17 protein-coding genes are annotated in these 15,852 nt (G+C 47.4%); all 17 read right to left on the reverse strand.

All coding sequences use genetic code 11. From position 1 onward, the window contains the following. Window positions 1–15: 15 nt before the first annotated feature. The gene (locus Q0460_RS04085; RefSeq protein WP_299085220.1) at window positions 16–771 is read right to left on the reverse strand and encodes a glycosyltransferase family 2 protein; all 756 of its coding nucleotides are present in this window, start codon (window positions 769–771) and stop codon (window positions 16–18) included. Continuing rightward, window positions 768–1,559 (reverse strand): polysaccharide deacetylase family protein, encoded by a 792-nt coding sequence (locus tag Q0460_RS04090; RefSeq protein WP_299085223.1) that lies wholly within the window; start codon window positions 1,557–1,559, stop codon window positions 768–770. Before Q0460_RS04090 ends, Q0460_RS04085 begins: the two co-directional genes overlap by 4 nt. Beyond that, window positions 1,556–2,722: a glycosyltransferase gene (locus Q0460_RS04095; protein WP_299085226.1), complete on the reverse strand. Its 1,167-nt coding sequence runs from the start codon at window positions 2,720–2,722 to the stop codon at window positions 1,556–1,558. The genes Q0460_RS04090 and Q0460_RS04095 overlap by 4 nt, the downstream gene beginning before the upstream one ends. Beyond that, window positions 2,710–3,942, reverse strand: a complete 1,233-nt coding sequence (locus tag Q0460_RS04100; protein WP_299085229.1) for a glycosyltransferase — start codon at window positions 3,940–3,942, stop codon at window positions 2,710–2,712. Before Q0460_RS04100 ends, Q0460_RS04095 begins: the two co-directional genes overlap by 13 nt. Continuing rightward, window positions 3,939–4,751, reverse strand: coding sequence for a polysaccharide deacetylase family protein (locus Q0460_RS04105; RefSeq protein ID WP_299085231.1), 813 nt, complete (start codon window positions 4,749–4,751; stop codon window positions 3,939–3,941). Before Q0460_RS04105 ends, Q0460_RS04100 begins: the two co-directional genes overlap by 4 nt. Further along, window positions 4,748–5,935: an O-antigen ligase family protein gene (locus Q0460_RS04110; protein ID WP_299085233.1), complete on the reverse strand. Its 1,188-nt coding sequence runs from the start codon at window positions 5,933–5,935 to the stop codon at window positions 4,748–4,750. The genes Q0460_RS04105 and Q0460_RS04110 overlap by 4 nt, the downstream gene beginning before the upstream one ends. Beyond that, window positions 5,932–7,008: a glycosyltransferase family 4 protein gene (locus tag Q0460_RS04115; protein WP_299085235.1), complete on the reverse strand. Its 1,077-nt coding sequence runs from the start codon at window positions 7,006–7,008 to the stop codon at window positions 5,932–5,934. Before Q0460_RS04115 ends, Q0460_RS04110 begins: the two co-directional genes overlap by 4 nt. Beyond that, complete coding sequence (locus tag Q0460_RS04120; RefSeq protein WP_299085236.1) at window positions 7,005–8,462, reverse strand: ELM1/GtrOC1 family putative glycosyltransferase; 1,458 nt, start codon at window positions 8,460–8,462, stop codon at window positions 7,005–7,007. Before Q0460_RS04120 ends, Q0460_RS04115 begins: the two co-directional genes overlap by 4 nt. After that, window positions 8,432–9,313, reverse strand: coding sequence for a lysophospholipid acyltransferase family protein (locus tag Q0460_RS04125; RefSeq protein WP_297879820.1), 882 nt, complete (start codon window positions 9,311–9,313; stop codon window positions 8,432–8,434). Before Q0460_RS04125 ends, Q0460_RS04120 begins: the two co-directional genes overlap by 31 nt. Window positions 9,314–9,372: 59 nt before the next feature. After that, window positions 9,373–10,866 (reverse strand): tRNA uridine-5-carboxymethylaminomethyl(34) synthesis GTPase MnmE, encoded by a 1,494-nt coding sequence (mnmE, locus tag Q0460_RS04130; protein WP_299085238.1) that lies wholly within the window; start codon window positions 10,864–10,866, stop codon window positions 9,373–9,375. A 2-nt stretch (window positions 10,867–10,868) separates the two neighbouring features. Next, window positions 10,869–11,624, reverse strand: a complete 756-nt coding sequence (locus Q0460_RS04135) for a Jag N-terminal domain-containing protein (RefSeq protein WP_299085240.1) — start codon at window positions 11,622–11,624, stop codon at window positions 10,869–10,871. After that, window positions 11,621–13,264 carry a membrane protein insertase YidC gene (gene yidC / locus Q0460_RS04140; RefSeq protein WP_299085242.1) on the reverse strand — a complete coding sequence of 548 codons (1,644 nt, stop codon included), beginning with the start codon at window positions 13,262–13,264 and terminating at the stop codon, window positions 11,621–11,623. The genes Q0460_RS04135 and yidC overlap by 4 nt, the downstream gene beginning before the upstream one ends. Then, the gene (gene yidD / locus Q0460_RS04145) at window positions 13,254–13,607 is read right to left on the reverse strand and encodes a membrane protein insertion efficiency factor YidD (RefSeq protein WP_299085244.1); all 354 of its coding nucleotides are present in this window, start codon (window positions 13,605–13,607) and stop codon (window positions 13,254–13,256) included. The genes yidC and yidD overlap by 11 nt, the downstream gene beginning before the upstream one ends. Beyond that, a complete protein-coding gene (gene rnpA, locus Q0460_RS04150; RefSeq protein ID WP_366517542.1) occupies window positions 13,604–13,939 on the reverse strand; it encodes a ribonuclease P protein component in 336 nt (111 codons plus the stop codon). The genes yidD and rnpA overlap by 4 nt, the downstream gene beginning before the upstream one ends. Further along, the gene (rpmH, locus tag Q0460_RS04155) at window positions 13,927–14,061 is read right to left on the reverse strand and encodes a 50S ribosomal protein L34 (RefSeq protein ID WP_005873223.1); all 135 of its coding nucleotides are present in this window, start codon (window positions 14,059–14,061) and stop codon (window positions 13,927–13,929) included. The genes rnpA and rpmH overlap by 13 nt, the downstream gene beginning before the upstream one ends. A 75-nt stretch (window positions 14,062–14,136) precedes the next feature. After that, window positions 14,137–14,490 carry a hypothetical protein gene (locus Q0460_RS04160; RefSeq protein ID WP_299085246.1) on the reverse strand — a complete coding sequence of 118 codons (354 nt, stop codon included), beginning with the start codon at window positions 14,488–14,490 and terminating at the stop codon, window positions 14,137–14,139. After that, window positions 14,487–15,845 carry an efflux transporter outer membrane subunit gene (locus Q0460_RS04165; RefSeq protein WP_005873225.1) on the reverse strand — a complete coding sequence of 453 codons (1,359 nt, stop codon included), beginning with the start codon at window positions 15,843–15,845 and terminating at the stop codon, window positions 14,487–14,489. Before Q0460_RS04165 ends, Q0460_RS04160 begins: the two co-directional genes overlap by 4 nt. Window positions 15,846–15,852 lie beyond the last annotated feature (7 nt).

Raw genomic sequence — 15,852 nt, forward strand, 5'->3', positions numbered from 1 at the left:
TTTCTATCATTTCGATTAATCTTCGCCCTTTTTAAGATACTTCTCGTAAAGTTTCGCCTCTTTTAAAAACGCGTAAAATGCGTTAATGTTTGCCGTGATAAATCCCTTGCGTCCGTCAAAAAGTGATCTGCGCAAAATGTATGATTTAAAAAACGCAAACGGATAGATCAGCAAAAGCTTCGCAAGGCTCGGCTTCTTGCCCTTCTCAAAATCCCCCTGTGCGCGCAGCGTGGAGTAGTTGTTGTTTTTCGTAACGAGCTCGGCGATCGGCTTTTCGCTAAAGTGATTGATGCAGAATTTGCTCTTTTTCACCGCGCCTTTTATGATCGAAATTTGCGCATGCACGCCCATATTTTTATACTCGCCGCACTCCTTGCGAAAGAAGCGGATGTGGGTGTTTTTGCGCACGAGATCGGAGCATCTGCGCCCGAGCGAGTATTCATGAAATTTAATATCCAGCGCAGAGTAATCGCTCTGGCTCATAAACTCCTCTATCTCGCCTTTTAGCTCAGGGCTTACCTCCTCATCGCCGTCGAGATTGAGCACCCATTCGTTGCTACATAGCGAAAACGCATAGTTTTTCTGCACCCCCTCGCCCTGCCAGTCGTGGTGGTAAATTTTATCGGTAAATTTACGCGCGATTTGCAGCGTGGCATCGGTGCTGCCGCTATCGACGATTATGATCTCGGCAAAATCCGCCACGCTACGCAGCATACGCTCGATGTGGCGCTCCTCATTCATCACTATCGCATAAACGGACGCTTTAATCATAGTTTGTTCCTTATCCTCGTAAATTTCAGCCAAAAATCAAAAAACCCCTCCGTACCCAAAATGCCGATACGCTTTACGGCGTATTTGTTGTCGCCCGCCTCGTAAAGTCCGCGCTTGACGACCACCGCGCCTTTGAAATTTGATCTGGCAATATTTAAAATTTCGTCGTTAAATTTACCGTACGGGTAGGCAAACACCTCGCACGGCCGCCCGCAAATACGCGCTACGCGAGCTTTGGATTCGATGATTTCATCTGCGGCAAGCTTGGGATCGCTCACATAGGTAAGGTCTAAATTTACGTGGTGCATCGTATGCGCGCCAAACTCCACCAGCCCGCTTGCTTGCATTTTTAAAATTTGCTCCTCGTTTAGCATCCGCGCGAGATGAGCGGTGTTGGCGCGCTCCCAGTCGTTTTGTACGGCATCCGGCACCAAAAATATGCTCGCTTTGAAATCGTATTTTTTCAAAATTTCAAAGGCGCTAGTAAAATTATTTTCAAACCCATCGTCGAATGTGATGCAAACCGCCTTTTTAGGCAGCCGCTCTAGCGCGATAAGCTCGCTAAGCTTAAAGCTGCTAAAGCCGTTTTTCGCAAGCCACGCGATCTGTCTTTCAAAATCCGCAGGCTTCAGCCGCCATTTATCGAATTTATCGCCCTTGTGCTCCTCTACGCTATGATACATCAGCACCCGCGCCTTATGCCAGCCCTGCGGGATCCGCCACCAGTTATACCGCAGCGAAACGCCCGCTGCGGCGGCAAAGATCAGAAAGGCTACAAAATAAATCATCTGAATTTCTCTCCGTTTTTATAGACGAACTCGCGCCACTCGTAGGGCTCGCTGTAAAAATCGCCCCGATCGTTTTTATCTTTTTCGCTTAACGCGCCGTGACGTTCGCCGCCGCCTTCGCTGCATTTTTCATCAGAAATTTCACCGCAGACATCTGCGCCGAAGCTCTCTTCAAAGATCGTCTCAAGCATAAATTTCGCCACTCGGGCGGCGTTCGCGATCCTTAGCGTCTTGGCTCTGCCGCGCCGCGCGATGCGTGCGTATTCGCCGCTAGCAAGAAGGCATTTGATCTTTGAAAAGCAATCCGTAGGACCGTCAAAATAAACTATCTCCGAGCCGTCTTCATAAAGCCGCTCAAACCCCGCGATCTTGGGGCTAAAAGTGCAGACGCCGCATCCTAAAAACTGCGCCATGCGGTCGCTCGCGCCGAGCAATTTACGAACACTCGCGCACTCAAGCTCGTCGTCGCGATTAAAATTTATCGCGATCTTCGCAGCCGCGATCTCGCGATGAAATTTATCGCCGAATACGGCAGGCGCGCCGAGGCTTGCAAAAATTTTAAGCCTAAGCCCCTCTTTTTTGCAAAAATCGCGCAGCAAAAGCGCAAATTTATACCTCACGTCCTCTTGATAATCGCGCGCTATGTAGATCACGTCGGTCGTTTTAGCGGCGTCTAGGCGTCTATCAAACGCCGCGTCGGAGATGTTTGGGAAAAAGGCGAATTTCGCGCCGTATCTTGCCGAAAGATCGCGCAGCTTCAGCGCATTCGCCCAAAAAAACACGTCGATGAAGCTTAGTTTTTCGAAAAATTCCCGTTTTTCTTGCAGATGATCGACGTACCAGATCGCGATTTTAATCTTAGGAAGCGCCGATTTTATCGCTCGCAGCGTGCCAAGACCGATCTTTTCGCCTTTGCCGATTAGAAGCAGATCGGCGCTGATGTTTTCGCAGATACGCACGAGTTTGGCGTTCATTTTCTCTAGCCCGCTGTTTTTCAGCCCGCAAAAGCGCAGGCTCCGCTCCCAATCGCGGTAGCTAAAATCATAGACGAAGTGCCCGCCGCGAACGAGGCCGTGGCTGATTTTGCGCTCCATGCCGTAGAAAAAACTGCCGTCGTCGTATTCGTTGAAAATACCGCAATGCACGATCTTTAGGCTTCGCATAACAGCTCCTCGTAGTAATTTTTAAGCGAGCTAATATAATTTTGCAGCGTCAAAGTTTGCTTGAACTTGGCGTGTTTTTGCGCAAAAGCCCGGGCGTATTTGCCGTAAGTGCGGTAAATTTCATCGATTTTAGCGCCCAGATCCGCCGTCTCGTACAAAAACTCCTCGCTTAAAATTTCCGAAATTCCGCCCACGCGGGTGGATATCAGCACGGGCGAATAAAAAATACCTTCGATCAAAATCACCGGAAAGCCCTCCTTTCGCGAGCTGATGACGTGCAGGTGCGACGCGCTCAGGACCGCCGCAACGTCGTCGCAAAAGCCGCATAGCCGCACGCGGTCCTGCAATTTTAGCGAATTAATTAAATTTTGCAAATTTTGCCTCTCGCCGCCCTGCCCGTAAATTTTAAGCTCGAAATCAAATTTCAGCTCGCTTGCGGCGCGGATCAAAAGATCAAAACCTTTGATCTTATCGAGCCTGCCGACCGCGACGATGCTAAATTTAAAATTTTCTGCCGCTGCGCTTGCGCCCTGTTGCGATACGAATACGCTGCTGGTCTTATTTTGCGATGCGTCCGCATCCAAAGCCCTATCTTGCGACACACGTGCCCCGGTAAGCGTATCTTGCGACGCAAATGCAGCGCCAGCCATGTTTTGCGACGCGAACGTACCGCTAGCCGAGTCGCCGCGCGCGCCATTTGTTTCCTTGGGCGCCATATTTGCAGCGCCCTCCGCGTCCTTGCAGCGCGCGAAAATTTCATGATTTACAAATTCCTGCCGCGGCTCTATGCCGAAATATATCACCTTCGCGGCGTGATTTATCGTGGTTGCGACCTTGCGCGAGGCTGCGATGACGTTTCGCACGCGATCAAAAACGGGCGCTTTTCGGTCGTTGTGTTTGGTCGCAACAAGCTTAAGGCTTAGAAATTTTTCGACCACATAGCCGATCTGCGCGGCTTTGGCGCCGTGCGAATGTAAAATTTCAAATCCGCCCGAGCGTAAAAACCGATAAATTTCAGCGAACAAAAACGGATTGTAGCGCTTGTCGCGGCTTTTGTACTGATAAATTTGCACGCGCGCATCCAGACGCTGCAAAAACTCGCATCTATCGGGTACGATTAGCGCTGCCTGCTCGCTTTTGCAAAGCTCATTTAGCGAGTCGATCACGATCTTTTCGACGCCGCCGTAAAATCTGGAGCAGCAAAGATAGGCGATTTTCATCTATTTCTGCCTTTCTTCATCTTTAAAATGAAGCTAAAAAGCCCATGCCTGCCGCTAACCATGATGCGCGGAATTTCAAAATTTGAGTAGTGAGGGCGCAACACGTCGTTTTGCGTCGTGACGGCGCAGCTAAAGCCCGCCTCGCGCGCGCAGCGCACGCTAATCTCGTCGTAAAAGCCGAACGGATAGGCAAAGGCGCTGCAGCAAATGCCGAATTTCGCCTCTATTTCGCGCTTTGATTCGCTCATCTGGCGCAGCTGCTCTTGCGCGCCTAAGCTAGGCAAGTTTGCGTGATCGAGCGTATGCGAACCGATCTCGATGAGCCCGCTTTGCAAAAGCTCGCGGACCTCCTCGTCGTTTAGCATCTCCTCGCGATTTAGTTCGTCACTTGATTTTTTCAGATCCTTATCGGTCGCCCAATTCCCATCAAAACGCCGGTTCACGATGAAAATCGTCGCCTTAAAGCCGTATTTTTGCAAAAGAGGCAGGGCGCCCGTAAGATTATCGCGATACCCGTCGTCGAAGGTAATACAAACCGCCTTTGCAGGCTTGCTATCCAAGCTTGCAAGCTCGCTTAGAGTGTAGCTCGTAAAGCCGTTTCGCTTCAGCCACGCAAGCTGTTTTTCAAACGCGGCGGGGATCACGCGCAGGCGGTTAAATTTAGAGGCGCGCTTTGGCAGATGCTCGCGGATCATATGATACATCAGCACGCGCGGATACTCGTAAGACAGATCCTTTGCCCACCACGCAAAGCGCAGGCTAAACCACGCAAAAAGCGCCGCAAAAGCCAAAACCGCCGCGTAGATCATCGCTCGATCCTCATGCGATAGGCCAAAAAGCTTAGTATCGTAGCCAGACTTAGCGCCTCTTTCGACAGATACGCGCCGTGATCGAACTGGCAATCTATCAAAAGATAAATTAAAAGCGTAAGAACCCCAAACTGCCTGCTTTGGACGCACTCCTTAAAAACGCTAAATAGGATCGCGCCGTAAAAGATAAGCCCAAGCGCGCCGCTATAAAGTAAAATTTCTAAAAATAAATTATGCGGTGCGTTGTATTCGGGATGCTCAAGAACCGGGGAGCCCAGCAAATTTATATATGAGCCCAGCCCATAGCCCAAGATAGGCTTTTCTTGCGCCATTTCTAAAATATAGCTCCAAATCACGGTTCTGCCTGAGGAGTCGCCGCTAAATAGCGCTGCTAGCCTTTGCTCAAACGACGGCGAAAGCGCGAGTAAAACGGCGAAAAGCGCGATGAAACATACCGTGAAAAGCAGGTATTTTTTGTTTAAACTCTTTAAATTTAGCGCGCCGTAAAACACAAGCGCGCAAAACGCGCCGACCCACGCCGCTCTGGAAAATGAAAAGATCATAAAAAACGCGAATAAAAATAAAGCCGCAAATTTGAGCGCCGAAGGCCGCCGTATCGCCACCGCGCTAAGGCAGAGCCCAAAGCCCATAAAAAGCCCTAAGATATTGCGGTTCGAAAGCGATCCGCTAAGACCGCCGCGAACAGAGTCGCTTGAAAAGACGATCGCATCGGTGCTGCTTAAAAGCTGATAGATCACGCTTGCCGATAAAATTCCAAGCCCCACGAACAAAAAGGCAAAAACGGCGTTTTGATCAAAAAATTTGAGCTTGTAAAAATAACAAAGCGCCAAAAATATCGCGCCGTATCGAAGCACAAAAAATAGCGTGCTCTGCCACGCTTTTTTTGAGATCACAGCCTCGTTTAGGAGGTTTGAGATCGCTAGCGTCGCTACCAGGCAGAGGAAGCAAATCGCGACAAATCTCGTTTTTTTCAAAATTTCGCTTAGAACCAAGTAGTTTTTAAAATATATCAGATGGACTAAAAATAGTAAATTTAGCGCCGCAAAGGAGATCTGATAGACCGCGTTTTTAAAAAACAGCGACGCGCACCAAAGAAGCAGCAGCGTTAAAAATGTGATTCTCCAGCCGCTAGGCGCGCCGTTTTCGTAAAAAAATTTTTTCATATTAAACTCTCATAAACCTTTATCGTTTTTTCTACCATCTGCTCTAGGCTGAAGTTTTGCGAAACGTAGCCGTAGCCGTCAAATTTCAGCTCGCGCGCGGGGGCAAACAGCCCCGCCAGCGCCTGCGCGTCGCCCACGTCAAAAAAATAACCGTTTTCGCCCTCTTTAATAATATCCAGCGCGCCGCCGTGGCGGGTAGCGATCACCGGGCAATTCAGCGCGATCGCCTCAGCCATCGAACGCCCGAAACTCTCGGGCTTACTCGAAGCGCTTACCATGACCGACGAGAGCGAGTAAATTTCGGCTACCTTGCTCTGCGAGCCCGTAAAAATTACGCACTCGCCCAGCCCAAGCCCCTCTACGAGTGATTTTAGCTCGGAAAAATACTCGTCGCGATCCGCTCTCACACCGCCTACGATCAAAATTTTAAGATTTTGTTCGCTCACCAAAGCCGCAGCGCGGATCAGGGTTTTGTAATCCTTAATCTGCGTGATGCGCCCAATGCTTGAGACGATGAAATCATCCTGTGCGAGGTGGAACTTCTGCCGAAATTCCGCAATGAAGCGCTCGTCTAAATTTTTGGGATTAAATTTTACTAGATCGATGCCGCGCGGAATGATCGTGATCTTGGCTGCGTCTACGCCGTAGCTTTTCACCACGTGATCGAGCGTATAGCCGCTAGGGCAGATAATCGCGTCCGCATCCGTCATGATTTTGCTGTAGAAATTTACGGAATTTATCCCGTGTACGGTGCTTACGATCTTTGCTTTGGGGCGAGCAAATTTAACCAGCCACGCCGGCACGCGTGAGCGGACATGCACGATGTCGGGGGCTATGCCGCTTAAAATTTTACGCAGCTTTAGCACTCTAGCGGGTGCAGTGAGGATATTTTTGGAGCAAACGTCGAGCTGTACGTGCACGCCGCCGTCTTTTTCTATTTCGGGCGCCAATTTGCCGCCGTTACTGATAACGAAATTTTCGATGCCGCGCCGCGCAAACTCTCTATTTAGCTCGACTACGCCGCGCTCGACGCCGCCTTCGTTAAGCTCGGGCAAGATTTGCACAACCCTCATATTTTTATCTCCCTCACAAACGCCCCAAGATCGTACTTCGCGGTCTTTTTTAGTGTTTCATCGTAGCGCCTAGCATGCCCAGTAGAAACGAGAGCGCTTATAAAATCGTCAAATTTATTATGAGCGACTTTGCGCTTTAGGCTCAAAATAGCCACGCTCGCGCTCCCGTTAGATACGGCCTCGCTTATCATCGAGACGCTGTCCTCGCTGATAAAGACCCACTCGCACTGCGCCAAAAAATCGCCGATTGGATTTACGAGCTCGCGACTATAAATCACGCTATAATCCCAGCCAAGCTTTTCTAGCGCGCTCTCGGTAGCCCGCGGCGTGCGCGGAGAGGTCGTTAGCGCAAACTCGCAGTCCGCAAACTGCGCCCTTACGCCCTCTATCTGCTTTAAAATTTCATCCCCCATCTCAAAGCAGGAATTCGGCCCGCCGATGATAAATCCGATGGATTTGCGCTGCGGCCGATACAGCCCGCTCGGGCGCGAAAAACTAAGCGAGACGGGCGAAATTTTAAGATTTGCGCGCGGCTTTGGGCGGTCATGCGCGCCTGCGATGATGACGCTAAAATCCTTACGGTAGCCCTTCGGATACATCAGCGCTATGCTCGGCTTTGCGTATCTGCGCGCGTAAAATTTCAGCGCGTAATAGGTCGTAGAGCCCGCTCCTACGAACAGATCAAAATCTGCGAAATTTAAATTACGATCTGATGCAGCGTCTAAATTTGCGCTATATGATACGGCATCTGAATTGGTGCCATTCGGCGCGGCATCTAAATTTATGCTATCTGATGCAGCGGGGCTGTTTAAAGCGGGATTATTTAAATTTGATCCGCTTTTGCAGTCCGCCGCTATGCCGCCCGCGCCGAGATCGCACTTAAAAATTTTAAAATAAAGCCCGAAAAAATCAAGCGCGTAGGAGCAGAGTTTAAGAAGTTTGTTTGCATAAGCGATCTTGCAAAGGCAAAACTCAAGCCTTCTTAGCTCGCAAAATGCGATGCTTTGGTTCTCGTGCCCCTTGCGGCCGTCGCTTAAGATGAGCGCTTTTCGATACGGATTTTTAGCGGCGGACGGATTTGCAGTGGAGCTTTCGCTGTTTAAATTTAAAGAGCCGCCGCCTGCGTGCCACGCCCAGCCCGAAGCGCCCGATCTTAAATTTTTATCGCTAAAGCTTCCGCGGCGCAAAATGCAAGAGAGGCTGCCGCAAATCGATATGAAATTTTTAAAGTTCGAATTTTTATAATCTCGCGCGGCGGCGATCGCCATAGAGCTTTCGTGATTTAAAATTTTACCTTCTCGCGCAGCTCTACTTAAATTTTCGACGCTTTGCTCTTTTGCAAAAAGGCGCGAGCCCTGCGGCGCGGATAAATTTCTCGCGATGCCCTGTCTGCTCTCGCCTCTTGAAATTTGCCGCGCCATAGCTAGTCCATCTTCCATCGTTTGTGTATCCAAAACCACTGCTGCGGCGCGGTTCGCACAACCTCTTCGAAAATGTCGTTGCACTTTTGCGTGATAAACAATTCGGCCTCGTCCTTATTTAGTCCTTCAGGTAGCGGCGGGAAATCCTTGATCACGATCTCGTAGCGATCATCCTCTCCGCGGCGCGCAAAAATGGGTATCAGCACGGGGCGAAATTTCAAATAAAGCGACGCGATGGTCTTTGTGGTGTAGCACTGTCGTCCAAAAAAGGTCGTAATCAGGCTGTTTTTAGGGCCTGGCTTTTGATCGGGCAGAATGCCTACGTTGCGCCCCTGCTTTAGCGCCTGCACGAGCCTGCGCATCGCATCGTCCTTGTAAATGAGGTCGTTACCGTAGCGCTCGCGAAACGGCGCCACGAGCCGCTCTTCGATCAACTCATTATCGCTGCGACGCCCGACTACCGAGACGGGAAAGCCGTTGGCGCCAAAAAAATTAGCTAAAATTTCCCAATTTCCAAAATGCGCGGTAAAAAATAAAATCCCGTGCGGATTATCACCTTTTAGCTTTCGGACGCGCTCTAGCGCCTGCTCGCCGTTTGAAATCAGATCATCAAATTTTAGTCTGCCATTGTAAAATAAAAGCGTGTCGGTAAGCGTCCTAGCGATACTGCGAAAATTCTCGATCGCAAGAGCGTGAAGCTCACTTTCGCTTTTTTGCGGATAGGCGGCGCGAAGGTTGTCTTGTGCGACTTTAACGCGCCTGCTAAGCTTCCACGATGCAAAAAGTGCGAGCTTGTCGAAAAATGCGAATATGAAGCTTTTCGGCGCGAATTTTGCAAATTTTATCAGACCCAGCGCCAAAAAATATTGGATTTTTTCCTTCATAAAGACCTCGTTTTAAATGCGAGATTATATTGAATTTTGGCTAATTAGTAGCTAAAACGCTATTTGCCGAGGCAAAAATTGCCAAACATTTCGTCTAGAATTTCGTCTCGCTCAAATGGACGCGAAATACGCGCAATCGCCTCAACCGCGCGATTTATCTCAAATGCAAAAAGCTCAAGCTCGCCGCAAGCTAGGCGCTCGCTCGCGTTTTTAAGAGCTATAAGCGCGCTCTCGCAAGATAGAATTTGCCGCTCATTGCTTAACATAAGGCCGTCGAAATTTTGAGAATCTAAGTAGCTCTCAAGCGCGGTTAAAATTTTATCCACGCCCTCGTTTGCAGAAATTTCAAGCGGCGCGGCGATAGAGTCTCCCGCCGAAATTTTAGAATTTTCTGCCGCGGCTTCGGTAATTTCGTCGGCGCAATCTTTTAAATTTAGCCTAGCAGAATTTTTGCTGGTAGAGCTTTGCGCTAAATTTTTAAAATCATCGGCATCCGCGGCAGCGAGTTTTTCGCACAAATAGTTCGCGTCCGCTTTAAATTTGCGCGGCAGGTCGCATTTATTGAATACGTAGATTATTTTCTTATCTTTTTGCTCGCGCAAAATTTTTAAAATTTCGCCGTCCTCTTCGCTAAATTCGCGGCTCGAATCAAAGATCGCCAAGATCACGTCCGCTTCGCTCGCCGCTCGAACCGAATATGAAATACCGATATTTTCGAGCTTAGAGCCGCCGTGTCTGATACCTGCAGTATCGACTATACGGATTAGATGAGTGCCTATCTGCAGGCTTTCTTCGATGAGATCGCGAGTAGTACCCGCCTCGTCGCTCACGATGGCGCGCTCGAAATTTAAAAGTGCGTTTAAAATGCTTGATTTACCGACATTGGGCTTACCCACAATCGCTACTTTAAAGCCCTCGATTAGCCCTCTTCGGCTGCGGCTTATGCGGGTGATCTTTTCCAGACTTTTTATGTTTTCATCCAGCATCTTTTGCGAGCTTTGCAGCACGTCGGAAGGCAGATCCTCCTCCGCGTAATCTATGCAAACCTCGACAAAAGCCAGCGTCTTAACCAGAGCCGCGCGCAGATTTGCGACGAAGCCTGCTAGCTCGCCTCGCAAGCTGCGCGCTAAAGCTTTAGCCGCACTTTGCGAGCGCGAATTTATAAGATCACTTATGGCTTCGGCTTTACTAAGATCCATTTTGCCGTTTAAAAACGCTCGCTTACTAAACTCGCCCGGATTTGCTATGCGCGCACCCAGAGCCAGCACGGCATCTAACGCCAAGGATGAAGCCGTAAAGCCACCGTGAGTCTGCACTTCTACGACATCCTCACCGGTAAAGCTATGCGGAGCTTTAAAATATATCAAAATCGCCTCGCCGAATGCTTCGCCACTCGCGTCAAAAAGATTCACAAGCGTGGCATAGCGAGGGCGCAAAGAACTGCGATGTGAAAGGCTTAGAGCGATAGATAGCGCTTCCTCGCCTGAAATTCTAACTATGCAAATTCCGCCGATGCCGTGAGCCGTAGCGATAGCGGCGATAGTCTCGCTCACGATTAGCTTTTTTCGTCTACGATGACGATTTTGCCGCTACGCGTGGATTTGATGCCCACGAAACGATCTGGATATGCTTGTTTTAGCTTATCGGCTACAATTTTGATAAATGCGCCGTCAAAAGTCTTCGTGACGATACGCTCATTTCCGGAGCGCTCCACGAGCGCATTTACATAAGAATCGATAAATCGTTCTTGATTTTGTAAAAATTCCGCGATTTCAAAAACCACAGCAAGATCATATCTGATGCTGATCCAGTTATAAATCATATACGAAAGAGCCTTGTAGCGGTGCCCCTCTTTGCCTATCAAAAGCGCGCTATCCTCGCCTTGCAACTTGATATAGACAGTATTTTCGTCTATTTTGCTAACATCGCTAACTTCGATATTAAATTCGCTTGATCTAAAAAGCGCAGATAGTTTCTCTTTGATATCGGATAGAATTTGATCCGTCACAACGCCCTTTTGCTTTTCTTTGCGATGTTTAGAATGCATGGCGCGCGGATTTTGCGGCTCTGATTTATCGCTCTGCTTTTTCTCTGCTTTGCCGGCTTTATTTTGCGGGGCGTTAAATTCCGGATTTTCGCTAAATTTCTCCCCTTCGAGAACCGCTTCTATTATAGCATTTTTTTTAAAAAAGCCTAAAAACCCACCGCTTGGATGCTGCAGCACGCGCACATTAAGCTGCGTTACCGAGCATCCTAGCTCAGCTGCTGCTTTATTATATGCGTCTTTTAAATTTTCTGCTTCAATTATCATGATTTTTTCTCCGCTATTTGAGCTTGTTTATGCCTAGCAAAGGCTTTATTAATGACGTATTGCTGAATAATGGAGCAGAAATTATTTACCGTCCAGTATAACGTAAGACCTGCAGGAAACATCACAAAAAATACCGTAAAAATAAGCGGCAAGAATTTCATCATCTTCTCTTGCATCGGATCAGTAAACGTAGTCGGCGTAATCTTTTGCTGTAAAAACATCAAAATTCCCATCGTAATCGGCAGGATATAGTATGGATCTTTAAGCGACAGATCGTGAATCCACAGCGCCCACTCCGCGCCCTTTAGCTCGATCGCATTAAGCAGCACGCGGTAGATCGCGAAAAATACCGGTATCTGAAGCAGGATCGGTAAGCAGCCGCCCATCGGATTGGCGCCGTTTTTCTTATACAGATCCATCATATGCATCTGCAGCTTCTGCTTATCGTCCTTATATTTCTCCTGAAGCTCCTTCATCTTAGGCGCCAGATCTTTTAGCTTATTCATCGATAGCATTCCCTTGTAACTTAGCGGGAATAAGATTAGGCGGATAATGAGCGTAAGCACTACGATCGACCAACCCCAGTTACCGATATAGCCGTGCAGCCAGTTTAGAAATTTAAACATCGGGCGGGCGATGAAAGTAAACCAGCCATATTCGATAATGTGCGTAAGAGCAGGATTTATCGAGCTTAGCGTCGCGTGATCTTTCGCGCCGATATAGCCCGTAAGACTAAGATCGCCGTCTGAGCCTATAAAAACCTGCGAAATTTTATCTGCGTCAGTCACGGTCGCATTCAAGCTCTCTCCGTAAAATAGCGTCGTATAATAACGATCTGAGCTCGCAGCGATATTTGCGCCACTTATTCGCTCGTTTTTATCCACATCGCCATCTTTAAAAATTTCTACGCTTTCGTTTATAGCTTGCGAGCCCGTAAAAAATGAAGCGATTTTATCTGAAATTCCAGCTTCGCCAGGTTTTCCAACGATGACGCCGTGAACCGTATAGCTATCTACTTCTACGTTCGGGCGCGAGCCAGGACTGATGAAATAACGCGCATTGCCGCTTAACTTCAGATCCAATTTATAACTACCATTTGGATAAAAGGTAAGAATTTTATTTATGCTAACGGCGCCTAAACTTTGACTTAATGTAACGCTAGCCTCTCCGTTTCGTACGTCCAGCTCGCTAGATGAAGCGCTGTAAGGAGTATCGAAAGCCATCGCATTCAACGCCACGTCCTCGAAGCGCATCTCAAGCGGTTTAGAATGCGATTTAGGATCGATCAAATTTATCGCATCGCCGTTTTCCTCACGGAATTTCGCATCGTTTAACACATATGAGCTTATGCGACCAAGTCCGTCGATCGTGAAATTTGCTTCTTTGCCAACCACGCGTACTAACGGTGCAGAGATGGAATTTGCGGTATTTAAATTTGCTCCCTGCGCGCTCACGCCAGCGGCGGAAGTTTGCGGAGCGGACTTGGCGGCATTTTTTTGCGCGATTTGCGCTGCGGTTGCGTTTGCCTCCATTGCGGCGCGAATTTTTGATAAATAAAAATGATCGTAAGCTACAAAAAATATGAGCGCAGTTGCTATCGCGATAGCAAGGCGCTTTGATTGAGGAAGTTTATCTAGCACTATTTTCTCCTAGTCGTATGACGTAATATCTATTTTTTTTATATGGTATAAACCAAAGCTTAAATTTCTGCGCGCGCGCGTTAAAGCCGCCTTCACAGGCTTTTGAAAATACGCAAAATTTGAAATTTCGCGCGATTATCGGATAATCTATGCCGCCGCTAAAGAGCGGATTGCATCTTAAAATTCTAGCCGTTACAGCACAGAGCGCGCCAAAGACGCCGTTAAACTTAAACTCATAAAGCGCGTATTCCGAACAGCTCGGATAATAACGGCAACAGCATGGCAGCAAAGGCGAAATAAATTTTTTATAAAATCCGATTGCGGCTATAAAAAATCTCTTCATTTTACTGCGCCGATCTTTTTAAACGCCCATTTTAAATTTCGCTCAATGTCTTCAAAGCTCATATCTATGATCTGCTTTTTTGCGATTAATATAAAAATTCCGCTAACAATGGCGTCTTTTTGATTATAAAACGCTGCGCGCAAACGTCTTTTAGCGTAATTTCGCGTAACTGAATTGCCTATTTTTTTACTGGCGACTGCGCTAAATTTACGCTGCTCGCTAGCCAAAAAATACACAACAGCGCATTCGCAATGCCACTTTGCCGCACTTTTATAAACCTCCGAAAAAACCCTGCTATCGCTTATCGCAGCAAATTCGCCTACGCAGCCAATCTTCTTCTGCCTTTAGCACGTCTTGCACTTAAAACTCTGCGACCGTTTTTTGTTTTCATGCGGACGCGAAAGCCGTGAGTGCGCTTTTTAGGGGTATTGTGGGGTTGGTATGTTCTTTTCATAACTGTTCCTTTAAGAAAATGTAAAGCGGAGATTTTATAGAAACTTTACTTAAAAACCAATAAACAAAAGCAGCCCTAGCGCCGATAAGCGTCGCCTTGCAGCTTTTTACGGCGCAGTTTTAAGTCCTTCTCATTTTTATTGTTTCGCTCCTTGATGTCTTGCATCGGCTGCTTTTTCATCGAAAAATCATCGTGGTCGCCTACGCCTTTTGATTCACGTTGCAAATTATTTTGCAGGCTTTGCTGATCTAATTCATTTTTTTGACGATTTAGCATAATTTCACTATGGTTTTTCTCAAATTCTGATTGTTTATCGTCCGCAACATAAGCGCTGGCACCAAGGCTTACTGAGTCATCTTGCGCTCTTAGTGCCGTGCAATCAGCAAATATCGCGCCGCAAAGCAGCCAAAATATCAAAGCCTTTTTCATTTGCGTTTAAATTTACCTGCCATCGCGCGATAAATTGCCGCCTCATTTTGCAGCGTCAAATATCTTTGGTTTAGCTCGTTTATCTTAGCGTTTACGGCGTCGGTGCGGGCTTCTAGCATATCCTTTAGCTCACTTGAGCCTGCTTCATATTTCGCAGCGTAAAGATCGGCAATGCGCGCCTTTTCATCGTAAGCAGCGCTTAAATTTTTAAGGCTAGCCAGATTGATCTGATAAATTCTATATAAATTTAGCACCTCATTCGTAGCGTTAGAGAGCGTCTGTTCGTAATTTACGACGTTTTTGCGAAAAGCGATCTCCGAAATTTTAAGGCGGTTTTCAACCCTCGCATAATCCAAAAACGGCAGACTTATACTTACGTTGCCGCTTAAAAAATTTAGCTTGAAACTATCGTTAGCGCTCACGCCTTGCCCGTTAGTAAGCCCTGCGCCTAAATTTACGCTAGGAAAGAAATTTAACTTAGCGGTCTGTTCGTCGTAAAAGCTGGAATTTAGCCTAGCGATCGCAGCTCTAATGTCGGGGCGGTTAGCAAGCGCCGTGTAAGGCACATTTAGATCAACGCCTTGGAATTCTATGGAATTTATCGAATCGGTGTTATCATCAAATTGCAAGCTGGAGGAGATGAGATTTCTCATATATTTATGATTATCTTCGATGTTTTTTTGAATGCTTAATACCTTGTTTTCAAGCCCTAGGATAGAATTTTGAATCTGCCTGTAATCTAGCTGCTCGGACTTGCCGTAATCATATTTTGCCTTGATTATTTTTTCGATCTCTCGGTAATCGCTTAAATTCTGTTTTGTCCATTTTAGCGAATCGTTTAGATAAAGCATCTCAAAGTAGCCGCTTACGACGGAATTTATAAGAGTCAGGCGAGTATTTTCAAGGTCAAACTCGCTAGCTTTGGCGTTCCAGCCCTCGGCATTTACCGCCGAGCGGATCTTGCCGAAAAGATCAAGCTCATAGCTTACGTTAAAGCCCGAACTATAGGTTTTGTTCCAATTCGAGCCGGTGCTTATGTCGCGATTAGCGCCCGCACTCCACGAGCTACTTAGCGTAGGAAAAAGATCAGCCCTGCTTAGCCCTAAATTTGCATAAGCACTCTCAACGTTTAAAGCCGCTGTTTTTAGATCGTAGTTGTTCGCAAGGGCTTGATCTACAAGCTTATTTAGATACGATTCGCCATATTTTTTATACCACAGCGTATCGATTTCATAGCTTGCATTTTCGTCCTTGAAATGCTCTACAGGTTTAAATTCGACCTCACTTTGATTTGAGGCACAACCGCCGATAAAAACAGCTAAAACGCCGCTTAAAATTACTTTGGAATTTATCATTTTCTCT

It is taken from the genome of uncultured Campylobacter sp., from assembly GCF_937980635.1.
GTDB lineage: Bacteria > Campylobacterota > Campylobacteria > Campylobacterales > Campylobacteraceae > Campylobacter_B.

Coding starts and splice junctions, on each gene's coding strand:
- Q0460_RS04085 (WP_299085220.1), bottom strand. CDS start 771: ATGATTAAAGCGTCCGTTTATGCGATAGTGATGAATGAGGAGCGCCAC.
- Q0460_RS04090 (WP_299085223.1), bottom strand. CDS start 1,559: ATGATTTATTTTGTAGCCTTTCTGATCTTTGCCGCCGCAGCGGGCGTT.
- Q0460_RS04095 (WP_299085226.1), bottom strand. CDS start 2,722: ATGCGAAGCCTAAAGATCGTGCATTGCGGTATTTTCAACGAATACGAC.
- Q0460_RS04100 (WP_299085229.1), bottom strand. CDS start 3,942: ATGAAAATCGCCTATCTTTGCTGCTCCAGATTTTACGGCGGCGTCGAA.
- Q0460_RS04105 (WP_299085231.1), bottom strand. CDS start 4,751: ATGATCTACGCGGCGGTTTTGGCTTTTGCGGCGCTTTTTGCGTGGTTT.
- Q0460_RS04110 (WP_299085233.1), bottom strand. CDS start 5,935: ATGAAAAAATTTTTTTACGAAAACGGCGCGCCTAGCGGCTGGAGAATC.
- Q0460_RS04115 (WP_299085235.1), bottom strand. CDS start 7,008: ATGAGGGTTGTGCAAATCTTGCCCGAGCTTAACGAAGGCGGCGTCGAG.
- Q0460_RS04125 (WP_297879820.1), bottom strand. CDS start 9,313: ATGAAGGAAAAAATCCAATATTTTTTGGCGCTGGGTCTGATAAAATTT.
- Q0460_RS04135 (WP_299085240.1), bottom strand. CDS start 11,624: ATGATAATTGAAGCAGAAAATTTAAAAGACGCATATAATAAAGCAGCA.
- yidD (WP_299085244.1), bottom strand. CDS start 13,607: ATGAAGAGATTTTTTATAGCCGCAATCGGATTTTATAAAAAATTTATT.
- rpmH (WP_005873223.1), bottom strand. CDS start 14,061: ATGAAAAGAACATACCAACCCCACAATACCCCTAAAAAGCGCACTCAC.
- Q0460_RS04160 (WP_299085246.1), bottom strand. CDS start 14,490: ATGAAAAAGGCTTTGATATTTTGGCTGCTTTGCGGCGCGATATTTGCT.
- Q0460_RS04165 (WP_005873225.1), bottom strand. CDS start 15,845: ATGATAAATTCCAAAGTAATTTTAAGCGGCGTTTTAGCTGTTTTTATC.